Below are 23,807 nucleotides of genomic sequence, written 5' to 3'. Positions count from 1 at the left end.
AAGCTTTCAACCTTATGGCACATCATGTCCCATAGAGCTGTGTAAAATTTCAAACCATTGATCTAAGGAAAGCTCAAGTTCGCTTGAAGCAAGAGCACCTTTTATTCTTTCGATATTACCAGAACCAATAATCGGCATAATTTTAGCTGGGTGGTTTAAGATCCAAGCGTAGGCGACTTGATCGATTGAATTCGCTTCAATCTCCTTGCTAACTTTCGTTAACGTCTCACGTAAGCGAATGCTTTTCTCATCTTCTCCCGTAAACAGCCTTCCACCAGCTAGTGGTGACCATGCCATTGGAGCAATACGATTTTCTAAACAATGATTTAATGTACCATCGTCTACGTTTTCTAACTCGTAAGGCGATACTTCAATTTGGTTTGTGATTAACTTATCGTCTACATACGATTGAAGCATATTAAGTTGATGATCTTTAAAGTTTGACACACCGAATGCACGTACTTTACCATCTGACTTTAACGTTCTAAAGGCTTCTGCTACTTCAGTCGGGTCCATCATTGGATCAGGACGATGGATAAGGAGAACGTCAATATAGTCTGTATGTAGACTCTGCAGTGAACGTTCAACCGAATCAATAATATGTGCTTTCGATGTATTATAGTGGTGTGATTTATGTAATGGGCGATTCGATGATTCGAGTACGATCCCACACTTTGTAACGATTTCAATCTTTTCACGGAAAGACGGGTTTAAGGCTAAAGCTTCCCCAAAACGTTCCTCACATGTATATCCTCCATAAATGTCGGCATGATCAAATGTCGTGATCCCTTGTTCATATGCTTCGGTCATTAACGACAGCGTTTTCTCTTTTGATAGATTCCAATCCGACAGTCTCCATAATCCGTGAACAAATCGAGAAAATGATAGTTCTTCGGTTAGTTGCATACGCTCCATATTTTGAATCCCTCCAGTTTCTTTATAACTTAATTATAGCGCCACATCTAAGGAAGACAAACAATAACCCTCTAAGCTCCAATTGAACATAAAGTATGATTTTGACATAGAATTTAATATGTGGTACTTTATTAGCCGTTATACATTAATATAGTAATGTATTTATTCATACGAAAGGAGCAACTAGTGAAATGTCGAAACAACTAGTACAACCACTTAAAAATGCTGGTCTTGCGGCAGTATTGAGTGCTCTATGGTGCGGCCTTGGACAGATTTACAACGGCCAAATCGGCAAAGGAATTTTATTTATGATTATACAATTTATTAACGTACTTCTCTTTATTATACTGATTGGTTTCATTACCTATCCATTAATGTGGGTTTGGGGAATGATTGATGCTTATAGGCAAGCAGAAGAGCTCAACCAAAAGCAAGTCGTCATCCAACACGAGACGAACGTTTAATAAAAAGCAAGAGACCTCCATTTGATATTACGGAGGTCTCTTCTCTTATGGTGTCAGAATCAGTTGTTTACTGTTTGCCTGGTATTCTTCTGGAATTCGTAGTGTTTTGTGATACTTCGCTGATGTCCAGTCTTCAATCTGATTATGATACCACGGACTTCTAACATTCCCAGACTGTCCTGGTCCAACAACATGATAACTTACAGACAGATCAGCAAGGTCCATAACCCCTCTCCAGCCTGCTCCATGTGTTACTCGTCCAGTCTCTGCATCCCATCCTGCAGCCATGACCGTCACTCGACTTCCACTAACTGGTGTTGGTTTCTCATTAAATAAGTAATTCATTGGCCATACACTCGATAGTGGATGAGCAAATTCAATCGAATGAAACTCTCCCCAATTCCAATCACTCGTGTCAGCCCCTTGAAGATCAATAATACGTTCAATTGTATGGTAGAACGAATTCTCGAGCAATGTCTCAATTCCCCCTTGTGTATCAACCCACACACTCGACTCACCACGACTGACTCGTCGTAAAATTTCATCAACCGCACTTGCACGATTATCAAATAGATCCATCATCGACTCATCAATACGCTCTGTAAACATCTCATCTGAAATGGCTAGCATCCATAAATGAAAGATAAGTGGCGCAGCTAAGTCTTTATGATCGGTGTAGTCCCAATCTCGTAAGATCATGAGCGCTTCATCCACTGACTCGCTCTCCCCATCAATTTCTCCCATCATTTCAAATAGGATAGGTAACATTTCTTGCGCTTGCAAGTTATGGATATCATTTTGCAAATTTTTCATCTCATCGGTTGTAAATGAATTCCCTTCTTTTAACACATCAATAATCCGTTGCTGCCTAAATGGCTGTGCCCACGTATGTGTGATGTGATAAGGATAATCCTCATCGACAATTTTATTATTTGCCGTAGAAATAAATCCCTCTTCTGGATTGACAATCGTCGGAAGTTCATCCCAAGGAATAAAGCCTTCCCACTCATACTCTCCGGTCCATCCAGGAACAGGAACAGAACTATCTCCTTTACTTCGGATAGGGATTAATCCATTCGCGCGATAAGCAATTGTTCCATCAGTTGCTGCGAACACAAAGTTTTGCGCAGGAGTATGGAACGATTCGAGCGCATCTTTAAACGTCTCCCAATCTGATGCCTTATTAAATTTCAGCACCGCCTCAAGCTCTGGTGAGGGCAAATGCGCCGTCCATCTAAGCGCGAGTGCATACTCCTCATTCGTATTATGTGCAAATTCAGAAATAATTGGACCATGTCTCGTTTCAACAACCTCATAAGCAAGATCTTCCTCGTCTTTTATTTTGATCGTCTCATGATGAATGGTTGCTTCCTCCCACTCCCCCATGTACTCAAACAAGTATGGATCATCAACGTGGCGCCTTTCGATATAAATGTCCTGAACATCAGGTCCAACATTCGTCACACCCCACGCAATATCTTCATTATGTCCCAAAATAATTCCAGGAATGCCCGCAAAAATCACTCCGTTCACATTTTGTTCTGGAGAAACAAGATGAGCCTCATACCAAATGGACGGAGTAGCCAGACTTAGGTGTGGATCATCAGCAAGCAACGGCATCCCACTTTCTGTCTTCTCTCCACTTAATACCCAGTTATTACTTCCGTTAAAAGGGTCAGGTATGACAGCGTTTACAAATTTATTTGTGATGTCTAATTCATATGCTTTGAGCTCTTCAATAACGAGAGCCCCGTCTTCTGGGTAACTCGGAAACAATTCTAACGCTTCTTCTTCTGTAAAGTTTTGCGCTAAATAATAGCGAAACGCCTGCCCTTCCCAATGCCCACCTAAATCAAAAGCCATGAATTTTCCAATCGTCAAGGAATCTGTGGCCGTCCATTCCGTAGGTTCATAGCCAAGGATGCGAAACTCTACTGGCAGCTCGCCATTTTCAACCGCTTCATTCATAAAGGTATTTACACCGATCGCATAAGCCTCTAGTGCTTCCTTAGCTTCATCTGAATACATCTCAACCGATGCCTCAGCAGCTCTCCTAAGCCCAAACGTTCTAAAAAACTGATCTCGCTCTAATGCTGCCGCACCGACAACTTCACTTAACATTCCTGATGCTTGTCTTCTACTTAAGTCCATCTGAAACAATCGGTCCTGAGCTGTTACATAACCTTGTGCCATATACAAATCTCGATCATTTAGTGCTTCAATATGTGGAACACCTTCCGCGTCACGCCAAACTGAAACAGGATTCTCTAACGAAGATAAGGTCACTTCCCCTTCGATAACAGGTAAAGGTTTTGTAACTTGGAGATAAAGCCAACTCCCTGTTCCTATCAACAGTACAATTAAACCCGTAAGCACCCAAAAGAGCACTCTCGTCCAACGCCTCTTTCTCTTTATTGGCACATGGTCAATACTAGGTTCAGTCGCCAAAATGAATCCCCCCTCATTCTTTTATACTATACATATTCCGAGAACAAGTCGGTAAACCCTCTTTTTTGGTAGGACAGGGTCGAGGTTTTTTTACATACAAAAAGAACACAATCACGTCGTTTGAACTTCCCTCTTATCTCCATTTTATTTCTACAATGATCCTCTTAAGTGAAATTGTCACCCTTCATTCCACGGCGCACAGTTAAAATAATCTCTTCCTTTTACCCACATTTCACACTTGTTAAGTTCAACTTTTTTCTGTAAGAATGCGTTGATAAAACTGCTTGAATCCGTCTTGAGACTGCGTAAAAGAGAAAGACTTTCAAGGCTCTCGTCCGCGGTTATCTACAAAGCAAGAGTAACGAATCCACTTGCAATATCGATTCCGATAACGAGTTTCTATATGGTGCGAATTTATTCCTAGGAACTAGTAGTCCATAGGATTCGATGTTGTCGAGAACTAGTTTTCATTGTAACTATTTGGTATAATTTATTTACTAGATTATTATGAATGAGTATAAATATCCATAAAAATAGAGATATCATAACAACCATTTAATAGTAATAAAAAAAAATAAACCGCTTCTTTTTTCGCGAAAAAAAAGGATATAGTTTCTAGAAACATAAATAAAAAAAGATAGTAAGGTGAGAATGGCTAATGAACTCAAATCAAATGAAGATTGATGATAATCCTACTTCATTATGGAATGATAAATGCTCAACACAGGACTTTTATACAATTATTCAAAACATCAATGAGGCTCTTTATATTACTTCTTTAAATGAAGATTTAACAATAAAACGCTTTGAAGAAGTAAATAAAGCAGCACTCGACCAATTAGGATATAGTAGAAAGGAATTTTTAAATCTCTCACCTTTAGAAATTGTAGATTTGAATTTATTAACTTGTCTTACGGAAGAACTCAACCAACTTCTAAATGGCAAACTAGTAACAACTGAGTTCACTCATATCACCCAAACGGGAACGAGGGTGCCTGTTAAGATTAGTAGTCGTATTATCACTTTGTCTAAGAATAAAAAGTATATTCTATCAACAGTTCAAGATATTACTTCGAGAAAAGAATCAGAGCTCCTGTTAGAGAAAACGCTTAAACAATTCGAATCTCTTTTTAAATACAATCCAGATATAATCTTTTCACTTAATCCAGAAGGGAAATTTATTAATATAAACCCAGCTGGCGAAAAGGTTTTAAATTATTCAATAAATAACTTAGCTAATATGTCTTACGTATCGCTGATTACGCCAAGAAATTTGGGCTTAACTCAGAAGTACTTTCAACAAGTATTATATGGTAATACCGTTTCATTTGAAACCACCATTCTTAACAAAGATGGACAAAAGATTGAAGTATACATTACAGCTGTTCCTATTATGTTGCAGGACCAAATTATTGGTGTTATAGGAATTGCAAGAGATATCACTATGCAAAATTACACTAAAAAGTGTTTGAAAGAAAGTGAACAAAAGTATAGAGCTCTTTTTGAACATAACATAGATGCTGTTTTAACTTTTGATTTAAAAGGGAACTTTCTAAATGTCAACTCCGCAACTGAAAAACTAATGGGCTATCGTGCAGATGACCTTGCAGGGAATTCCTTTTTACCTTTTATCGTGCCCGAAGAAAGAGAAAGAACCTTGGCACATTTTCACACAGCTATACAAGGGCAGCCTCATCAATATGAAACATCCATATTCAACAAACAAGGGGAACGAATATATCTTCATATCACACTAATTCCAATTTATATTGAAAATAAAATCACTGGAATCCATTGTATTGGCAAAGATATCTCAGAAAAAAAGGAAATGGAAAAAAAAGTTAGTCACATGGCTTATCATGACCTTCTTACAGGCTTACCTAATCAACATTGGTTCCAAAATCGTTCGATTCAAGCTTTCAATAAGGCACAAACAAATGACGGTACTGTCTCTATTTTATTCCTAGATCTGGACCGTTTCAAATCTATCAATGATTATTTAGGTCACGATATGGGGGATCTTCTTCTGCAAAAAGTCTCAACCCGCTTGACAGAGTGTGTTGGAAATAAGGGTACTATTTTTCGTTATGGTGGGGATGAATTCATTATTTTACTAGAAAATATAAGTGAAGAACAAACTTTACTTCTTACCCAGTCAATTGTTGATAATATACCTATACCTTATGACTTAGAAGGGTTTGAAGCCGTTATTACCGTAAGTGTTGGAGTTAGTCTTTATCCGACCCATGGTGATGATATCAAAACTCTAATTAAAAAAGCTGACCAAGCGATGTACCATGCTAAGCAGCAGGGAAGAAACAATTTTCAATTATATAGTAATCAAATTCAATGCATAACAAATGGTAGTTTAAAAATTGAAACTCTACTTCACAAAGCAGTAGAACGTCAAGAATTCACCCTAAAATATCAACCCCAATTTCATTCAAAAAATAATACCTTATATGGAGTTGAAGCGTTGATTCGTTGGAATAACAAAGAATTAGGAACAATACCACCTGAGGATTTTATCACTATTGCAGAGGAAACAGGATTAATTGTTCCCATTGGGGAGTGGGTCTTAAGAAGTGCTTGTAAACAGAACAAGGAATGGCAAAGATTAGGGCTACCACCTTTAGTTGTATCGGTTAATTTATCTATGCTTCAATTTTATCAAACAGATTTCATTAAAAATGTTGCTTCGATTTTAAAAGAGACAGAACTCGATCCACAATATCTTGAATTAGAAATTACAGAATCCATATCCATGCATGCTGAGACTGCTGCAAGTATCCTTAGTGAATTAAAGAAAATTGGAGTTAAAATTGCAATTGATGATTTCGGTACTGGGTATAGTTCTTTAAATTCCCTTAGACGCTTTCCAATTGACCATATAAAAATTGATCAATCTTTTGTAAAGGATCTCAACATTGATGATGGTGATCGAGACATTATAACAACCATTATTACATTAGGGCATAATCTAAATCTTAAAGTTATTGCTGTGGGAATCGAAACCAAGGAACAGATTAACTTCTTAAAAAAATACCAGTGTGATCTCCTTCAAGGATATTATTTTAGCAAACCGATTGATCCTGAAAAAATACCAGAAATTATCAATTCCTATTAAAAAAATAGTAAACTAAGATATGTTCATTAAAGTGACCAAGTAATTTTATGTGCATGCTTTACTTGATAAGATTCATGATTTACCTGTTTAAGAACATTGAACTCTGGCACCTCTAGTGATAGAGAAAGCATTTGCAGATCTTCTGAATGTTTGTGTGGTGGCTAACACTATTGTCAGGATACTGCAAAATCTTTCTCTTTTATTATGCTTTATTTTACAAATTTTGGTGGTGATCTCTATTTTTTAGTTACAATTTAAACTCCAACGTCGTCACACTCTCCACTTGCGCAGTCCAAGGAAACATATCGACCGGCTGCACGTTCTCTACTTTGTACCCTTTCTTCCTTAGCTGCTCGATGTCTTTAGCTAAAGTAGATGGGTTGCAGGACACGTAGACGATGCGTTTAGGTTTGACATCGATAATGGTTTGAATTAATTTCTCATCACAACCTGTTCTTGGCGGATCAACCACGACAACGTCGGGCTTCCATCCTTGTTTGACCCATTTAGGTAACCATTCTTCTGCGGTTCCTACTTCGTATGTCGCGTGTTTGTAACCATGGTTGTCTGCGTTGACACGGGCATCAATTATTGACTCTTCAATGACATCCATTCCGCGGATCTCTGATGCGCCATCTGCTAACCATAATCCGATCGTACCTACACCGCAATATGCATCAACGATTTTTTCTGTTCCAGTAAGCTTAGCTGCTCGTTTTGCTTCATTATAGAGCTTCACCGTTTGAATCGGATTCAGCTGGAAGAATGCTCGAGCAGATAATTCAAATGAAATATCGCCTAGCTTTTCTTCGATCACTTCTTCTCCGTCAAGATGAACCGTTTCCTCTCCAAAAATAAGAGATGTTTTTTTACCATTAATATTTTGCATAACTGAATTGACTTCTGGTAACCGTTTTTTGATTTCGTCTAGTAAAACATCTTGTCTTGGGATTGACTCTTCATTTGTCACAAGAACGACTTGAACTTGTCCTGTTTGGAAACCAACACGCGTAACAATTGTACGGATGAGACCTTGGTGTTTCCGTTCGTCATAAATCGAAATATTTAGGTCACCGAGAATTTGCTTCATCACTCGGGTTACTCGATTTGTCGCTTTATGCTGCACCATACAGGCAGATAGATCGATTAGCTTGTGTGAGTTCATCGCATACAATCCAGCGATGACTCGACCACCTTTTTTCGCCACTTGCAGCTGACTTTTATTACGATAGTACCACGGATCGTCCATTCCAATTGTTGGTTGAATCTTAATTTTATTCATATCTAAATCAGTATGACGTTCAAAGGCTTGTCGAACGATATCTTGTTTTTCGCGTAACGTCGCGTTGTATTCCATATGTTGAAGCTGGCAACCTCCACATTCATCATAGATCGGACAAGGTGGCTCAATGCGTTCTTTTGATCGCTTACGGATTTTCACAATTTTTGCCTCAGTAAATCGAGCACCAGTCTTTGTAACTTCTGCCACAATCTCTTCATTAGGTAAAGCACCAGGAACAAAGACGACTTTCCGTTTAAAATAGCCGACTCCTTCACCGTTAATACCAAGACGCTTAATTGTTAATGGCATTTGCTGACCGACTGTCACTTGTACTGACTGCTGTTCGGTCGGTTTGTTTGTTTTTTTCTGTTTATAGGGTTGTTTCAAAGATATCAGCTCCGTCCTCTTTTGCGCTCCTATTATAGCATGTATACGCATATCTTCCTAAACTTACTAGGTCGCAGGATGCATCTTGTCTGATAGAATGAATAAAGGAATCACATTGCAGGGGAGAGATTTTTAGTGTCCATACCAACAGATGTTGCATCGTTACAAATTATGGCGCATGTCTATAAGCGTGAGAGTCTACAATCGATCTTTGATAAGACTGTAGAAAGCCTCGTAGAACAAGTGCCCTATATTGATTGGGTAGGAATTTATATGTACGAAAACTTAAATCATAAGCTTGTTGCCGCTTCATGTTTAGAGGATGATTTAAAATGGGAGTGCAACGGCGAATTAAAATTCCCCATTAAAAATGGTGCTAATGAAGAGACAGGGATGATGATTGTACGCAGTCGCCAACCGATTGCATTTGACGTCACAGATGTATCTACTTTAGAAACAATTGCGTCTGCAATTGGTCAAGAGAGCTTAGCCAGCTAAGCAAACCACCCGTCTGAATGAGGTAGACGGGTGGTTTTTTTCTATTTTAATGAGGTTACGCGCGAATTGAACCCGTTTCTGCGCAAATGTTTGACCATTCTGCGCGAAATATTATCATTTTCGCGCAACTTTTCCTCATTTTCGCGCAAACGCAGTAAAATAATGGAAAAATACCTCTGCACCCCAGACAAGTCGTCGCTAAACGAGCCCTTCCGCTTTTCTTTATGTCTAGCTACGGCTCCTTGGTTTGCGGGTAAAACCGGTGAATCGAACGAAGTCAAAGAGCGACTTCTTATCGCTCCCCCTAGTTTTCCCGCATCCCAACCCATTCGCCTCCGCTTTTCTTGTCTAGCTGCGGTTCCTAGAGGCTCGTGGTCAAATAACCTGCCAGATGTAAAAGCAAAATGCGCTTTTAATCGACCAGAACATTTGCATCACGCCTCTAAGCAGCAACCTCCGCTTTTCTTTATGGAAATGGGAGTGTTTTTATTTGTTTTTGGAACATGTATTCGTCGAGGCTTTTGAATGTATAGCCTTGTGCTCGTGCATCGTCTATTACTTTAGGGAGCGCTTCTGCATTATCACTTGATACGGAGTGTATGAGCATGATCGCGCCTGGGTGGATCCGCGCCATAATTTGATCGTACGCATATTGTCCGCCACGCTGCTTATCTACTTCCCAATCTTTATAAGCCATCGACCAGAACACATTCGTATAACCGAGTTTAGCAGAGAGAGTTAAAGAACGTTCGCTGAACTGACCTCTTGGCGGGCGTAAGTAATTCATTTCCTCTACTCCTGTTAATTCTGTGAAACGCTGCTTCACTTTTGTCAGTTCATCCATCAATCGTCCATCGCCAACTTCAGGTAAACTTGGATGATGCCACGAGTGATTACCGACAATATGACCTTCATCCACCATACGTTTAACAAGTTCTGGTGCGGATTCTAAGTAATGTCCTGTGATAAAGAAAGCACCCGGAACCTCCTTTTCCTTAAGCGTATCGAGCACTTTCTCGGTATAGCCATTTTCATAACCATTATCAAATGTGAGGTAAAGCTCCTTCTTCGTCGTATCACCAATGTAGAATCCTCCTGTTTGATTGAGCAATTCTAAATAATGAGATTCTGTTGTTGTTGGCTGATTCTCTTTGTTTGGGTTGAAGTTCCAATTGTACGTTTTTGTACTATAGGCACTGGCTAGACTACTCGTACACATACAGAAACAGACCAACAAAAGAGAAATGAGGACTGCTGCTTTTTTTATCATGTTGTATCAATCTCCCTCATTTTTTTTTAGTTTGCCTTATTACGCATCCAATATGTGTACATTACATCTTGATTTTGTAGTATGTATGAATCGCAATAGGAGCAGCAATTGTTAGTAAGCGAGACTCCTGATCAAGCTCTGTATTAATATCAAAAATATCCCCACCGTCTTGAAATACCTCCATTGCTTCTACAGGGACACCACCAATTCTCATATATCCCCATTGCATCTCATCGACTGAATTGATCATGAATTCCACTCCGCTCATGCCTCCATTCATCGTAGCGACATGATCACCGCTTCTGTTGTACATATGAAAATTTAACTTGGTAATTTCTTTCCACATTTGTTCATAGCGACCGACTTCTTGACCATCTTCACTATATAAAACGAGTGGTTTTGACCAACCACCAGCCTTTTTAAGTGTATACGTTTGATCATGAACGATTTTAAATTGATACTCAACTGGTAAGTACATACGTAAGCCCAGCAGCTCTAGCGGCGGTTTCCACCATTTTTCTTTCGTGTAGCGTCTCTCAAACATGTGAGCAAGCTCTTCTCCTTGCAAGGAAAAATAATGACATTCAAGCGTCCAGTTCATGGAGCGGTTAAAAATAATCCGTTTTTGATCTAAAATTGATGTATCAGGAACAGATTCAACAAATTTTTCCTCACTTATTTTGGAAATTTGCTTCGCACGCATTCCCATTCCGTAGAAAGTTAAGGTCATAAATCCTGAGAAAACCATCATCTGAAATAGATTCGATGACCAACCAGCATTAAGTCCAATAACTATCGCAACAATAATAATCCCTACTATCACATGTCCGATCAGAAAAAATTTCCTCGCATGCTTTTGTTGATATCTTGAAACAGACACTCCTCATACCTCCTCCTAACATAAAAAAGGGCAGCATGTCGCTACCCTTTTTTCTTTTATTTAAATACTGGCTCTTTAAATTCAGCTAGTTTTTCAAGTGATGACTTATCAACATCGGCATGAAGGCTGTTCCCGTGTGAATCCATCGTCACAATCGCTGCAAAACCTTCTACTTCAAGATGCCACATCGCTTCTGGAATACCAAATTCCATCAAATCGACACCTTTAACGCCTTTAATACAGTTCGCATAATATTGCGCTGCGCCCCCAATAGCATTTAAGTACACACCACCGTGCTCTTCTAGTGCTTTGAGCGTTTTGGGACCCATTCCGCCTTTGCCCATCACAGCACGTATACCAAACTTCTTCATAATATCGCCTTGGTATGGCTCTTCACGGATACTTGTCGTTGGACCCGCAGCTTTCACATGCCAGTTTCCTTCTCCGTCTTTTAACATAACGGGACCACAGTGATAAATAATTTGACCATTTAAATCAATCGGTGCATCGTGATCCATCAAGTGATGATGAATTGCGTCACGTCCTGTGTGCATCATGCCATTAATAATAACGACATCACCGACTTTAAGCTCACGAATTTTTTCTTCTGTAATTGGGGCTTCAAGAATGACTTCACGTGCCTCTTCTGTCACTTCGGCCGCATCTTCAATCTCTTTTGATGAGGTGTTTAAGTCGACTTCTTCCCCATCTTTATATAACCATTCCTGAATGTCACCTGTAGATTGATCTAAGACTACACCTAGACGGCGATAAGCCCAGCAGTTATACGCAACAGAGACGAAGAAACTTGCTGGTAAACGATTCATCACACCGACTTTACAGCCAAGTAATGTCGCTTCTCCGCCGAAACCCATCGTCCCAATCCCAAGCTTATTCGCATTTTCCATTACATAGTCTTCAAGCTTCTGTAAATCTTCTATAGGATTTACATCATCTACCTTGCGGAATAGCTGATCTTTCGCTAACGAATAACTTGTCGTACGATCGCCACCAATACCTACACCGATAAATCCAGCGCTACAGCCTTGTCCTTGTGCTTGGTAAACTGAGTGCATAACACACTTACGAATACCATCGAGGTCACGACCAGCACGTCCGAGTCCTTCTAATTCTGCCGGCAAGCTGTATTGAATATTTTTATTCTCACAGCCGCCTCCTTTTAAAATTAAGCGGACATCGATAACATCCTTTTCCCACTGAGAAAAATGGATAACAGGTGTTCCGCCACCTAAGTTGTTTCCACTATTTTTACCTGTTAAAGAATCAACAGAGTTAGGACGTAGCTTACCATCTTCCGTTGCTTGTACCATTGCTTTATGAATTGCTTTTTTTATTTCCAATTGATTAACGCCAACAGGAACTTTAACTTCAAATGTAGGCATTCCAGTATCCTGACAAATCGGAGATACCTTCTCCTCAGCCATTTCAATATTCTCTGTAATCGTCGATAATGAAAGTGCAGCACGCGTTCCTGCATTTTCTTGCGTTTTCGCTTTTGCGATCGCACGACGTACATCATTTGGTAGATTTGTAGATGTTTCAACGATTAACTCATACATGCTTTGTTGTAATTTCTCCACTTCTGCCAACCCCTTTTTCGTTCATCTAAATGATCTCACCCTCTATTATACTGCTAGTCCAATCATTCCGAAAGTGTAAATTGAAAGCGTCTACAGATATGTATTTACTTTTGCGTACAAAAAAAGGACCCCAATGATGGGATCCTTTTTGAAAGAACAATAACTAATTACTTAGTTACGTTAGCAGCTTGTGGTCCACGAGCGCCTTGTTCGATTTCGAAAGATACTGCTTGACCTTCTTCTAGTGATTTGAAACCTTCACCTTGGATAGCTGAGAAATGTACGAATACGTCATCTCCACCTTCAACCTCGATGAAACCGAAACCTTTTTCTGCGTTAAACCATTTTACTGTACCTTGTGTCATAATAATTTCCTCCAACGTGGATTGAGATCCACTAATATATTACTACCCTTGCTCTTGTAGTCCAATAAGAACAAAACCGCTTTAAAAAAAGTTGTTTATTTATCAAGAACCGAACAAAAATAATTAAGTTCATCATAACATCTTATTTCAGGAAAAGCAAATGAATCACGTAATTTCTTCAAGTTCTTCTTCAAAATAAAATGTATGAGGATATTCCTTCACCGTATATGAGTATCGTTTCATGTTAGGCACATAGCTGCATTTGCTGACAGTAACCGTCTCGTCTAATTCTCTCAAGTGTACTTTTTCGTTTGCTTGAAACTTATTTTTTTTCAAACTTTTTTCCCACTTTCTGTTTTTAACATACCTTTATTGTCTCATGTATTTTCGAATTGTCCACCTCTTCACGTTAACATAAGAAGGCACAGTGAGGTAAAACTTACTGCGCTTCTAACTATTATAAAATGCCTAATTTCTGTGTTGCGTCAGGAGTCTCTTCTAAGTGAGCTGTTCGATTCACATAATGAATCAACGGCTTCTTCGATTCTGTCCATTCAATATGCGTTATGCTCGTGTTTCCAATTAAAAATGGACGATGAACCGTGGCCCATGACTCTCCAATCATCATATACATCAGAAGGATACTAATGAATCCTCCGTGAGAAACGAGTGCGACATCATCCTTTTTATGAGCTCTATGCATTTGATCGAGCACATATTGACAACGTGTTGTTAACTCAGAGATCGTTTCTGTTCCCTCTACCTCCGATGTTAAGATCGTCTTGTGCTGAACTTCGGGAAATTGTTCGTAAATTTCTTTTCTCGAGAGCCCTTCAAGAGGCCCGAGATTGACCTCACGAATTTTTTCCCAAGTATGAACACTTTGCCCACTCGCAGTACCTAATGTCAGTGCTGTATCATGCGCTCTTTTTAAATCACTACTATAGATGTAATCCAAGTGAATTTGTTTGAAGAATTGTCCTAATTGTCCTGCTTGTTGCTTTCCTACATTAGATAAAGGGAAGTCTTTCCACCCTTGAATCTTACCTAATCGATTTCCTTCAGACTCTCCGTGACGAATTAAATACAAATTCACAAGGTTCCCTCCTTATTCAAACCAATCACTACGGAACTGTTTACACTTCACTTCGATATCATCAAGCATTTCAAGTAGTCGATCAATTTCATCAACACCTGCATCTTCTGGTTCAATTGAATCTAGCACGTTCATCAATAAATCTAAACGCTGATGCAAATACTCCATTTGTTGTTTTTTATCATGAATTGCTCCACCCAAGAAAATCGCTCCTTAGAAAACTATTTTTCTACAATTTCAGTCAAAAATCTAATTAAAGTGTAACAAATCCATTCTTTTGAGACAACTGTATGACTTAGGCTAGAGATGAGACTTTTGCTTATTCACTATATACGTTATGATTATGAACATAGTTCACTTGATCTGTTAGTTATAAAAGGAGTTCGATTTTCTTGAATCATACATTACCTAAAATTACTCCTTCCTTTGATCCATGGGAGGCTTATGAAGACATAGTATCGTTTGGTCGTTTGGAACTAACGAATGTAGAGTTTACAACGACTACTCTTTGCAATATGCGTTGTGAACACTGCGCGGTTGGTTATACGCTCCAACCAAAAGACCCGACTCCCCTTCCACTAGAGTTACTCATTAAACGTCTAGACGAAATCCCTAATTTACGTGCTTTTAGTATTACAGGTGGCGAACCGATGCTGTCGATGAAATCGGTCGATCAATACGTCGTTCCATTATTAAAGTATGCGCATGAGCGTGGCGTTCGTACACAAATCAATTCAAATCTCACACTTGATCTAAAACGATACGAGAAAATTATTCCGTACCTTGATGTTCTTCATATTTCTCACAACTATGGAAGTGTAGAAGATTTTGCTGAAATTGGATTTGCTATGATGGATCGTAAGCCAACATTTGAGCAACGTGCGGCTTTGTTTGATCGTATGGCGGAAAATGCAAAAGTGCTGACGAGCCGTGGAGTCATTGTCTCTGCTGAAACGATGATTAATAAACGAACGATTCCTCATATTGATAAGATTCATCAACAGATTGTCGCTATGGGCTGTCAACGTCATGAGGTGCACCCTATGTACCCTAGCGATTTTGCTAGCACACTTGAAGTCGCTACTCTTGATGAGATTCGCCAAGGTATCCATCGTCTGCTAGATGTACGCGACAAAGATACATGGATGTTATTTGGGACATTGCCTTTCTACCCTTGTAGTGATGATGAGGACGATCTCATTTTGCAAAGAAGACTGTTTAGCGAAAAGAACGTAACCGTACGAAATGACCCCGACGGGCGCTCTAGACTCAACGTCAATATTTTCGATGGAGAAATTATCGTAACAGACTTTGGTGATACTCCTCCACTTGGAAATATCCAACATCAATCATTAAATGAAGCTTACGACACGTGGACAAAAACGGAGATCAATCAAGCTCTGTCATGCCACTGTCCTGCTGTGAAATGCCTTGGCCCAAATGTTCTCGTGAAAGATGCATATTATCGTGAGTTAGATTTCACAAAGCGAAAAAGCAACATTTAATCGAAAAAAGAAGTTTGCTCAACGTTTGAGCAAACTTCTTTTTTACTTTGGTTGATTCGCTGCGATAAAAGTAAAGCTTAAATGATCTTGTACAGGAATCCACGCTCCGACCCCTTGTTGCGTCACATTTTTAATATCGAGCTTTCGCTTACCTCCTTTAAATGATAAATATACTTCCCCGTAAGTCACTTTTCCTTTTTCATTCGCTGCTGGAACATAACTATGCAAATACCCTACTTGATTCGGTGCAATATTATAGGATTGACCCTTCTTTGTTCCTTGCCCTATAACCGTATCAAACGATAATGGAAGGTTTGTCTGTTCTGTTGCTTTAATCATCATCATCTTCTTAACAGCTTCACTGTTAGGAATCTTTGCTGTTAGACCACCACTAACACGCTTTTGCTGCTCCTGGCTGTACGTAAGCTTTTGCGGCGCACGCCCTCCACGATTGTCAATATAATTCGTGTTTACTTTTTGATACTCCCAGTTCACATCCGTTCCTTGCGATTCATAAGCAAGTGGCCATTCCCCTAAATAAATCGATGCTCGAAAACCAATAGCCAGCTTTGAATCATTGATGGTCGATTCATTAAAGATACGAATTAGATCAGGGTTTTCAATCTTTACATCTGTTGAAGTTAATAATTCTTCTGCTAGACCACTTGGTTGTAAATACGGTAAGTCTTGCGTTGGGTTTGTATATGTATTTTCCTTAGAAATTGGTAAAACAGAATTAGGAATACTGAAATCCTTTTTTGTCTCTTTTTCCCCTTCAGCCAGCGCTTGTAGCGGGACACATAACAGGCATAACAATACGAGTGCTATCATGATCCGTTTCATTCATTATCCTCCTTAACAGTTAAATTCATCTGTTTATGCTAGTTTGAGCAGTCGACATAAAAAATATCCGCCACTTTCCGTTTCCTAATCTTTTTGGTACGGTAGAAGAAAGGAGATGATAAATCATTATGCATATTTTATTTATTGGTGCTGGTCGAATGGCTGAAGCGATTGCATCAGGACTACTTGCTCGTGAAGGCAAAAAGGTAAAGATTACTCTTTCGAACGAAAAAAATGATGCAAAGCTAGAGGCATTAAAAAATACATACAATGTCGAGATTACACACGATTGGAGAACTGTCATTGAAGAGGTTGATACAGTCATCTTAGCTTGCCCACCGAGTACTCACGAAGACGTTCTACGTGAGATGACACGCTTTGTCAAAACGCAATTCATTGTGACAGTCGCAGCGGGTGTAGATCCTGACTTCTTAGAAGCTCACTTACCACAAGGATCCGCGGTTGCATGGTTGATGCCAAATACAGCAGCGAGCGTGGGGAAATCAATGTCACTCTATACTTACGGACAACATGTGACAGACGAACATAAAATGAAAATGAATACTATCCTTCGTTCAATTGGCGAATCTGAGAACTTAAGTGCTGCACAAATTCATGAGCTTACAGCGATTACAGGCAGTGCCCCTGCTTACTTATATGCTTTTGTCGAAGCTTTGTCACAGTCTGCTACTGAATATGGTCTATCTGCTGACCAAGCGAGAAGGCTAGTCAATGAAATGGTGATCGGAAGTGCGAAAATGCTTCAAACCTATCAAGATCCTGCTCTGTTACGTGAACAAGTCACCTCACCTGGTGGAGCGACAGATGCTGGATTAAAGTCTCTAGAAAGAAATAATTTTCATCAAGCTATTAAAGAAGCTGTGAAAGCAACCAATGACCATGCAAAAGCAAAAAAGAACTAAATGAAAAAGGTTGTCTCTTGTGCAATGAATTGCACTATGAGACAACCTTCTTCTATTATTCAACCTCTTCTGCTCCATACACCATCTTCTCAAGCTTCGGATAAAAGAATTGGATGCTCGGACCGATTAAGAACGTAACTAAAATCGTCCCTAGACCAATCGGACCTCCTACCACGAAGGCGAGAATCAAAGCGGATACTTCAGCAATCGTTTTTGCAATCATTAATTTCACTCCGAACAACCCTTGTAAAACGAACATAAAGCGATCGATTGGAATGACCGCGAATTTCGCTTGTAAATACGTAGCGATCCCTAAAGCCATCAAAACAATTCCAATTGCTAACACAATAAATTGTAAAATGAGCCCTGTTAAAAAGACGTTATCAAACACAATAATTAACCAAAAATCAATAAAGAATCCCAGGATGACAATTGTCAGAATCGAAAATATTTCTGGTCTTGATTTTGATAACAGCGCATTTAATCCAATTAGAAGAAGACCGACAAAAATGACCCAATTCCCCACGGTAAACGGTGTGACCATTGATAGACCTACATTTAATGCATCCCAAGCCCCAGCGCCTAGACCGGCTAAGATCGTCATCGTGATACCAAAGGACAAAATAATAAGACCAACTACATAAACTAACCCTCTTTTAACTGTTAATGACATAAAGAATAATTCCTCCAGTTCTTTTATTAAGGATTGAACGTTACTTCGACCCTTTTGTATGCTTTGCTACATCGTTACTAATTTTTCGCCAATTTCCGAGGAAATAATAACTCCCTGCAATCAAACTGCTAATGACAAAGCTCATCCCCATACCTAATGCAATCCCTCGTTCACCAAACCAATCGGCAAACAAGTACGTTATTGGGAATCGAAGCAACCAAAATGAGATAATGTTTAATACCAATACTGCCATCATCGCTCCGGACGCCCGAATGATTCCATTTAAAACGAAATTAATTCCTAGGAATGGATAAAAGAAAGCGATCGTCTTAATATACATTGCCCCAAACGCCACCGTATCTGGATCGCGTATAAACATCGAAACAAAATATTCTGCACCGATAAACATGATCGTACTAATCGTTAAGGTGACAACAATGATAAGCAATATCGCTTCTTTAGCCACTTCACCGACTCGGTTCCATTTCATTGCCCCTATATTTTGCCCCGCCATACTATTTACAGCTGAGCCAAGCGTCAGAGCAGGTAACATAATTAAGCTATCTAACCTTTGTGCTACACCAAATCCAGCAACAACATCTTCCCCGAAGCTAGTGACAACGGTCATGATGGCAAGAACACCGGCTGAAATAGCCATCATCGATAATCCCGCTGGCAGTCCCATCTTAAAGAGGACAATAAAATACTTTTTCTCTGGTAAAGTCGGCACACTAAATGGAACACCTGCACGATAAATAGAATAGATTAATCCATATAAAAACGCAGTCCCTTGTGCAACAATCGTAGCGTAAGCAGCTCCTTCGATCCCCATGTTAAAACCACTAATAAAAAGTGGATCTAGTACCGCATTTAGTATAACTGCAAGCATAACAAAGCGAATTGGTGTTTTACTGTCCCCGAGTGCGCGAAGCACTGTTCCAATAAAATTGTACCCAAATAAAAATAATATACCAATAAAGTTAATTTTTAAATAGGATTCCGCATATGGCATAATCGCATCCGGTGTACCCATCGCTCTCAAAATACTACTCGAGAAGAAAAAACCAATCAATCCGAGAAGAAGAGCAAGTGAACCAAGCACAAAAACAAAAGCGTTTAATGATTCCTTTAAGCCCTTCTCGTCATCCGCGCCTTTTCGTTGAGATAACACAGTGAGCGTGGCCCCGTTGACCCCAATAATAAAAGATAACACGGTAAATACGACCGTAGCTGAAATCGAGATCGCTCCGAGCGCATTCGTTCCGAGTAAGTTCCCGACCCATAGCGAGTCGACGATCTGATAAGAAGCTTGTAAAATGTTGGCCATGAAGATCGGCCATGAAAACATAATCATCTTCTTTCGAATACTGCCCTCTGTAAAATCAAGTTGTTTAGCCCTAACTGCTTTCATATAATCCCTTCTTCTTTTGCATATAAATTTCATTATATGTTTTTCATCAGCGAATAGAAAGAGAAAGCCCTACTCATCAACTGATCAGTAGGGCTAATCAAGAATTACTTTAGTTCAAATGTTTCAGTAATGTGGATGCTACCTTTGACAGATTGCACCATCGAGCAGTTTTTTCGCGTTACTTCGAGCGACTTTTCAATCTTACTCTCACTTGCATCTGTGCCCGTAATGGTAAAGTGCATATGGATTGCTTGAATTTCTTGTGCACCTTCATTATTCCTTGTCACGTCCGCTTTAATGTGGATATCTTCGTAAGAAACTCGCTTTTTTTCTAATACTTTTCGTAGTACACCTCCACTACATACCGCAATGGAGGACACTAATAATTGATAAGGTCTAAATCCATATTCAGATTTTCCTGATACTTGTAGCGTTCCATACTCCACTGAGGTTTCAAAACCTTGTTCTTTCATGATAAATTCCATTCTTACGCCTCCTTCTCTCCCTCATTGTACCGATTTTTTCTTCTGTCGTCATGTTTTGCATCCTTCATCCGCCCGTTTATTTCACGTAGTCATCCTAGTCGTTACGATGTACAATAATAATTGTGACAAATTGCTAATGAGAGGAGCGTGGCACCTCGATGTCTCAGCTCTCAACTACTGAAAACAAGCCGTTATTCAGGTTCATTGTCCTAATTATAATGGTTGCCATTGCTGGCTTTGCCCAAGGTATGCTCTTACCTTTACTCGCTATCATGCTTGAGGATGCCGGTGTTTCCTCTTCCTTAAATGGATTGAATGCAGCGGCTTTATACATCGGGGTGCTCATTGCCTCCCCGTTCATTGAACATCCTGTTAGAAAATATGGATACAAACCAGTTATCACCATTGGACTAATGATTATGATCATTTCTTTATTACTTCTACCTGTATGGCAAGCATTTTGGTTTTGGTTCATTTTAAGAATTATGATTGGAATCGGCGATAACATGGTCCACTTTGCTACTCAGGTGTGGATTACGACCACAAGTTCACCTGAAAAGCGCGGACGAAACATTTCGATTTATGGTTTAGCATTTGGTTTAGGTTTTGGAGTAGGTCCGTTTATGACACGTTTACTAAGTGTAAATGAATATCTACCTTTCCTTATCTCTGCTGGGTTAAGTATGGCAGCATGGTTGCTAATTTTACAAATGAAAAACGAATTTCCTGCCTCCGATCTAGAAACAGGTAGTCAGCTTTCCACTTGGTCGCGTTATAAAGAAGTGTTCCGTCTTGCATGGTTTGCCTTACTGCCTGGATTTGGATACGGCTTTCTTGAGGCTTCTTTGCACGGGAACTACCCTGTCTATGCGCTTCGATCAGGGATGACGATTGAACTGGTTTCTATTTTATTACCAGCATTCGTTATCGGAGGATTAGTTACACAACTACCTCTAGGGTTATTAAGCGACCGCATCGGACGTAAAAAGATCCTCCTCTTTTTATCGCTCCTTGGAAGCATAAGTTTCTTTTCGATGATTACATTTGAATCATCACCATGGATCTTATTTTCTCTATTTATTGTAGCTGGAGCCCTTGTCGGCTCGTTCTTCTCTCTCGGTATTATGTACTTAGCAGACTTAATCCCTGCTCATCTCTTACCGACTGGAAATGTCATGATGGCAATTAGCTTTGGATTCGGTAGCATGACCGGACCTCTAATTGGAGGCATTTTTATCGACGTCTTTGAAGCTGGTAGCATCTATTATTCCATCGGTGGCATGCTTATACTCATTTTTATCACAGGCATCCTATTTAAATCAAAGCAGACAACAAGTAATCACGTGCGGAATTAAACATAAAAAAAGCCCCCAGTATGTTGGGAGCTTTTCATGTTAGTGATAGCCATTTTGCTTATTAGCTGAACTGCTTGTTTTATGGTTGTTGGCATGCTTGTGCCCAGAGTGATGAGCATTTGCTTTTGGTTTTTTCTTTTGGCTCATGTCATACACCTCTTCTAATAGAAAATGGGTTACGTGATCTGTTGAATAGGGAGAAATTCTTTCTAAACCTTCAACGAAAAAACTCCTTAAAATTCTTAATGAAAATAATGGAGGTGACCGACGCAAGGTGGTCACCTCCATTTCACCATCGCTAATGACAAGCATTACTTATTCAACGAACAATCTGGGGTCGAAACGATGTTTGTCCTTTGGAGACACCTCATTTCAATATTGTTTAGTAACAATCCTGAAAGTCTTTGTAATTCTCCATCGTAATCACCTCATAAGGTACTTACTACAAATTCGTGACTTGCCTATTGCATCTCTGAACAACGACTTGCACTAGCTTGGTGTTAAGAACAGCAGATGATCTGCCGTCCTTAAACCTTATGATGTCCGTTTGTTTGAGTTCTATTCGTTTAAGTTTTTATTTTTTAATTGTTTAACTTCGGAAGCTGCGTCCTTTGTTGCTTGAATGATCTCCTCTGAACTTTCTTTTAAATGAGAAGCCGTTTCAGAAATCTTCTTGACGTCATCACTGATATCGCGAACGACCTGTGAAACCTCACTTGCTGTAGTGCGCACTTGTTCAAAAATCTGTTCACGATTGTCACGAAGGAACGTCACCACATCCTCTGTTCCTTGTTTCCATTCAGATGCTTCTTGTACTAGCTTTTCGCGCCATTCTTTTTTTGCGAGCACGACAGTTAATGCCACTGCTCCACCAATCCACAATCCTTTACATAGCGTTTGACAACGTTTCTTTTCCATTTCCATAACGCTTCCTCCTCGTAATTGGCCTTTCGTATTATTTTACCAATAAAGCAGAGGAAAAAGAAAGGAAAGATAAAAATTGAATGATTATTCATTCAATTTATCTTAAAATAAATTAATCCTTCGACGTCGACCGTGTCTATCTTTCCTTGATCCATTAATAAGTCTAAGTGACCAAACACTTCTGAAAACGTCAATTCAGGTTGCTTGACATGTCTTCGTCCAAACATCTCGACACTTAACTGATTGGCCGTTTTTTGGCCCTCTTTAAGGAGTGCATAGATTGCATTGGCTCGTTCTTCTTGTCCGAGTAAACGTTGTTTCACGACTTCCTCTACGTTCGTAATTTTTAAGCCATGGCCAGTGTGCAGTTCTTTAATGGATAAATCAACTAACTTATTTAGAGAGTCACGGTATTGAAGTAATGTTTTAGGACGAGTATCGCCTTCCATTGGCGCTTCTAATAAAGCATTTGATGAGATCGATGATAATAGTACATCGCCACCGATAGCAACATGATCGGATTCTCTGTAGAATAACAGATGACTTTGCGCATGTCCCGGTACTTCAACCACTTTCCAATCCTCAAGTCCAGGAACAGAATCTCCTTCTTTTACACAGACATCAATAGTCGTTGGCTCAACATACTTAAGATACCCCATACTTGCTCGCTCAATGACATTTAACTGGTCTTGGTCTAAACCATGCTGGCGATAAAAATGACGAAAGAAAGCCGCATACTCTCTAAAGAATATCTCATTCTGCGATAGCCACATTTCGCTGAATCGATGAGCTACAACTCGTGCCTGCTTAAACCTTGTAGTAAGACCAACGTGATCAGGATGATGATGAGTCAAGAGAATTTGCTTTACCTCATCCGTTGAATAGCCAATCGCATTCAATTGTTGCTTTAACTCATTCCAGCCTTCCTCCGTTTTAGGTCCGGTATCCACTAAGGTTAGCACTTCTCCCTCAATTAAATAACAATTTACTGGTCCGACGAGAAAAGGCGTTGGTATCGTTATACAATGAATTCTTTCTGTTTTGACGGTCATTTCCTTGCTCCCTTCATTTTCTATAGAAAAACCTTCAATCTATTCAATCTTCTGTATCACTATTTCAATCATAAAAAGAAGATGTCTAACGACTGTTAAACATCTCCATTTTAACATTAATTGTATGCTTGTGTCAGAAAAGCATCTGTATCTAACTGCTCAAACCCATCTTGTTCCATTCTTTTTAATTGATTCAGTTCATGTGTCAGACTTTCGATCTTTCTTTGAAGATCCTCAAATTTTTTCTTTTCTGATACTGTCATGTCTCTCTCCTCCTCAAAATGCAACTCTCTTTTGTAAGAT

24 protein-coding genes are annotated in these 23,807 nt (G+C 39.4%); 6 read left to right on the top strand and 18 right to left on the bottom strand.

Annotation, left to right across the window (positions count from 1 at the left end; all coding sequences use genetic code 11):
• Positions 1-12 precede the first annotated feature (12 nt).
• A complete protein-coding gene (locus tag CDZ88_RS01085) occupies positions 13-915 on the bottom strand; it encodes an aldo/keto reductase (RefSeq protein ID WP_100371800.1) in 903 nt (300 codons plus the stop codon).
• Positions 916-1,106: 191 nt separating this feature from the next.
• On the opposite strand from CDZ88_RS01085, the gene CDZ88_RS01080 reads away from it, so the two are divergent.
• Entirely contained in the window at positions 1,107-1,379 is a 273-nt protein-coding gene (locus CDZ88_RS01080) for a hypothetical protein (RefSeq protein WP_100371799.1), read from the top strand.
• 45 nt (positions 1,380-1,424) lie between these two features.
• Here CDZ88_RS01080 and CDZ88_RS01075 read toward each other — a convergent pair whose 3' ends face one another.
• Complete coding sequence (locus CDZ88_RS01075; protein WP_232718513.1) at positions 1,425-3,827, bottom strand: penicillin acylase family protein; 2,403 nt, start codon at positions 3,825-3,827, stop codon at positions 1,425-1,427.
• Positions 3,828-4,485: 658 nt separating this feature from the next.
• On the opposite strand from CDZ88_RS01075, the gene CDZ88_RS01070 reads away from it, so the two are divergent.
• Positions 4,486-6,954 (top strand): sensor domain-containing protein, encoded by a 2,469-nt coding sequence (locus CDZ88_RS01070; protein ID WP_100371798.1) that lies wholly within the window; start codon positions 4,486-4,488, stop codon positions 6,952-6,954.
• A gap of 247 nt (positions 6,955-7,201) precedes the next feature.
• Here CDZ88_RS01070 and rlmD read toward each other — a convergent pair whose 3' ends face one another.
• Positions 7,202-8,623, bottom strand: a complete 1,422-nt coding sequence (gene rlmD / locus CDZ88_RS01065; protein WP_442857076.1) for a 23S rRNA (uracil(1939)-C(5))-methyltransferase RlmD — start codon at positions 8,621-8,623, stop codon at positions 7,202-7,204.
• A 135-nt stretch (positions 8,624-8,758) separates the two neighbouring features.
• On the opposite strand from rlmD, the gene CDZ88_RS01060 reads away from it, so the two are divergent.
• Positions 8,759-9,121, top strand: coding sequence for a GAF domain-containing protein (locus CDZ88_RS01060; RefSeq protein WP_100371796.1), 363 nt, complete (start codon positions 8,759-8,761; stop codon positions 9,119-9,121).
• Between the two features lie 466 nt (positions 9,122-9,587).
• Here the strand turns inward: CDZ88_RS01060 and pdaA are convergent, their stop codons facing one another.
• The 7 genes from pdaA to CDZ88_RS01025 form a co-directional block, all read right to left on the bottom strand.
• Entirely contained in the window at positions 9,588-10,391 is an 804-nt protein-coding gene (pdaA, locus tag CDZ88_RS01050; protein WP_100371794.1) for a delta-lactam-biosynthetic de-N-acetylase, read from the bottom strand.
• A 61-nt stretch (positions 10,392-10,452) separates the two neighbouring features.
• Positions 10,453-11,271, bottom strand: coding sequence for a hypothetical protein (locus tag CDZ88_RS01045; protein ID WP_100371793.1), 819 nt, complete (start codon positions 11,269-11,271; stop codon positions 10,453-10,455).
• A 56-nt stretch (positions 11,272-11,327) separates the two neighbouring features.
• Complete coding sequence (locus tag CDZ88_RS01040; RefSeq protein ID WP_100371792.1) at positions 11,328-12,872, bottom strand: fumarate hydratase; 1,545 nt, start codon at positions 12,870-12,872, stop codon at positions 11,328-11,330.
• A gap of 167 nt (positions 12,873-13,039) precedes the next feature.
• Positions 13,040-13,237 (bottom strand): cold-shock protein, encoded by a 198-nt coding sequence (locus tag CDZ88_RS01035; RefSeq protein ID WP_100371791.1) that lies wholly within the window; start codon positions 13,235-13,237, stop codon positions 13,040-13,042.
• Between the two features lie 165 nt (positions 13,238-13,402).
• Complete coding sequence (locus tag CDZ88_RS17540; protein WP_198507801.1) at positions 13,403-13,573, bottom strand: hypothetical protein; 171 nt, start codon at positions 13,571-13,573, stop codon at positions 13,403-13,405.
• A gap of 121 nt (positions 13,574-13,694) precedes the next feature.
• On the bottom strand, positions 13,695-14,333 hold the full coding sequence (locus CDZ88_RS01030) for a histidine phosphatase family protein (protein ID WP_100371790.1): 639 nt from the start codon (positions 14,331-14,333) through the stop codon (positions 13,695-13,697).
• Between the two features lie 12 nt (positions 14,334-14,345).
• Complete coding sequence (locus CDZ88_RS01025) at positions 14,346-14,534, bottom strand: SE1561 family protein (RefSeq protein ID WP_100371789.1); 189 nt, start codon at positions 14,532-14,534, stop codon at positions 14,346-14,348.
• 191 nt (positions 14,535-14,725) lie between these two features.
• Between CDZ88_RS01025 and yfkAB the strand changes: the two genes are divergently transcribed.
• Positions 14,726-15,838: a radical SAM/CxCxxxxC motif protein YfkAB gene (yfkAB, locus tag CDZ88_RS01020; protein ID WP_442857074.1), complete on the top strand. Its 1,113-nt coding sequence runs from the start codon at positions 14,726-14,728 to the stop codon at positions 15,836-15,838.
• 42 nt (positions 15,839-15,880) lie between these two features.
• On the opposite strand, the gene CDZ88_RS01015 is transcribed toward yfkAB, so the two are convergent.
• A complete protein-coding gene (locus CDZ88_RS01015; RefSeq protein WP_100371787.1) occupies positions 15,881-16,681 on the bottom strand; it encodes a YfkD famly protein in 801 nt (266 codons plus the stop codon).
• A gap of 128 nt (positions 16,682-16,809) precedes the next feature.
• Between CDZ88_RS01015 and proC the strand changes: the two genes are divergently transcribed.
• Positions 16,810-17,604 carry a pyrroline-5-carboxylate reductase gene (gene proC / locus CDZ88_RS01010; protein ID WP_100371786.1) on the top strand — a complete coding sequence of 265 codons (795 nt, stop codon included), beginning with the start codon at positions 16,810-16,812 and terminating at the stop codon, positions 17,602-17,604.
• A 55-nt stretch (positions 17,605-17,659) separates the two neighbouring features.
• Here the strand turns inward: proC and CDZ88_RS01005 are convergent, their stop codons facing one another.
• The 3 genes from CDZ88_RS01005 to CDZ88_RS00995 all read right to left on the bottom strand — a co-directional run bounded on the left by CDZ88_RS01005 (position 17,660) and on the right by CDZ88_RS00995 (position 20,173).
• Positions 17,660-18,277, bottom strand: a complete 618-nt coding sequence (locus tag CDZ88_RS01005; RefSeq protein WP_100371785.1) for a YczE/YyaS/YitT family protein — start codon at positions 18,275-18,277, stop codon at positions 17,660-17,662.
• Between the two features lie 40 nt (positions 18,278-18,317).
• Positions 18,318-19,688, bottom strand: coding sequence for an MATE family efflux transporter (locus CDZ88_RS01000; RefSeq protein WP_100371784.1), 1,371 nt, complete (start codon positions 19,686-19,688; stop codon positions 18,318-18,320).
• A 104-nt stretch (positions 19,689-19,792) separates the two neighbouring features.
• On the bottom strand, positions 19,793-20,173 hold the full coding sequence (locus CDZ88_RS00995; protein WP_100371783.1) for an OsmC family protein: 381 nt from the start codon (positions 20,171-20,173) through the stop codon (positions 19,793-19,795).
• Between the two features lie 158 nt (positions 20,174-20,331).
• On the opposite strand from CDZ88_RS00995, the gene CDZ88_RS00990 reads away from it, so the two are divergent.
• Entirely contained in the window at positions 20,332-21,528 is a 1,197-nt protein-coding gene (locus CDZ88_RS00990) for an MFS transporter (protein ID WP_100371782.1), read from the top strand.
• Between the two features lie 39 nt (positions 21,529-21,567).
• Here the strand turns inward: CDZ88_RS00990 and CDZ88_RS00985 are convergent, their stop codons facing one another.
• The 4 genes from CDZ88_RS00985 to CDZ88_RS17535 all read right to left on the bottom strand — a co-directional run bounded on the left by CDZ88_RS00985 (position 21,568) and on the right by CDZ88_RS17535 (position 23,767).
• Positions 21,568-21,801 carry a hypothetical protein gene (locus CDZ88_RS00985; RefSeq protein ID WP_100371781.1) on the bottom strand — a complete coding sequence of 78 codons (234 nt, stop codon included), beginning with the start codon at positions 21,799-21,801 and terminating at the stop codon, positions 21,568-21,570.
• Positions 21,802-22,086: 285 nt separating this feature from the next.
• The gene (locus tag CDZ88_RS00980; RefSeq protein ID WP_100371780.1) at positions 22,087-22,452 is read right to left on the bottom strand and encodes a hypothetical protein; all 366 of its coding nucleotides are present in this window, start codon (positions 22,450-22,452) and stop codon (positions 22,087-22,089) included.
• Between the two features lie 92 nt (positions 22,453-22,544).
• A complete protein-coding gene (locus tag CDZ88_RS00975) occupies positions 22,545-23,504 on the bottom strand; it encodes an MBL fold metallo-hydrolase (RefSeq protein WP_100371779.1) in 960 nt (319 codons plus the stop codon).
• A 116-nt stretch (positions 23,505-23,620) separates the two neighbouring features.
• Positions 23,621-23,767, bottom strand: coding sequence for a hypothetical protein (locus tag CDZ88_RS17535; protein WP_198507800.1), 147 nt, complete (start codon positions 23,765-23,767; stop codon positions 23,621-23,623).
• Positions 23,768-23,807: the final 40 nt, after the last annotated feature.

This window comes from Bacillus sp. FJAT-45037, assembly GCF_002797325.1.
In the GTDB taxonomy this organism is placed as follows: domain Bacteria; phylum Bacillota; class Bacilli; order Bacillales; family Bacillaceae_D; genus Alkalihalophilus.
This window is presented reverse-complemented; position numbering and strand designations above follow the sequence as displayed.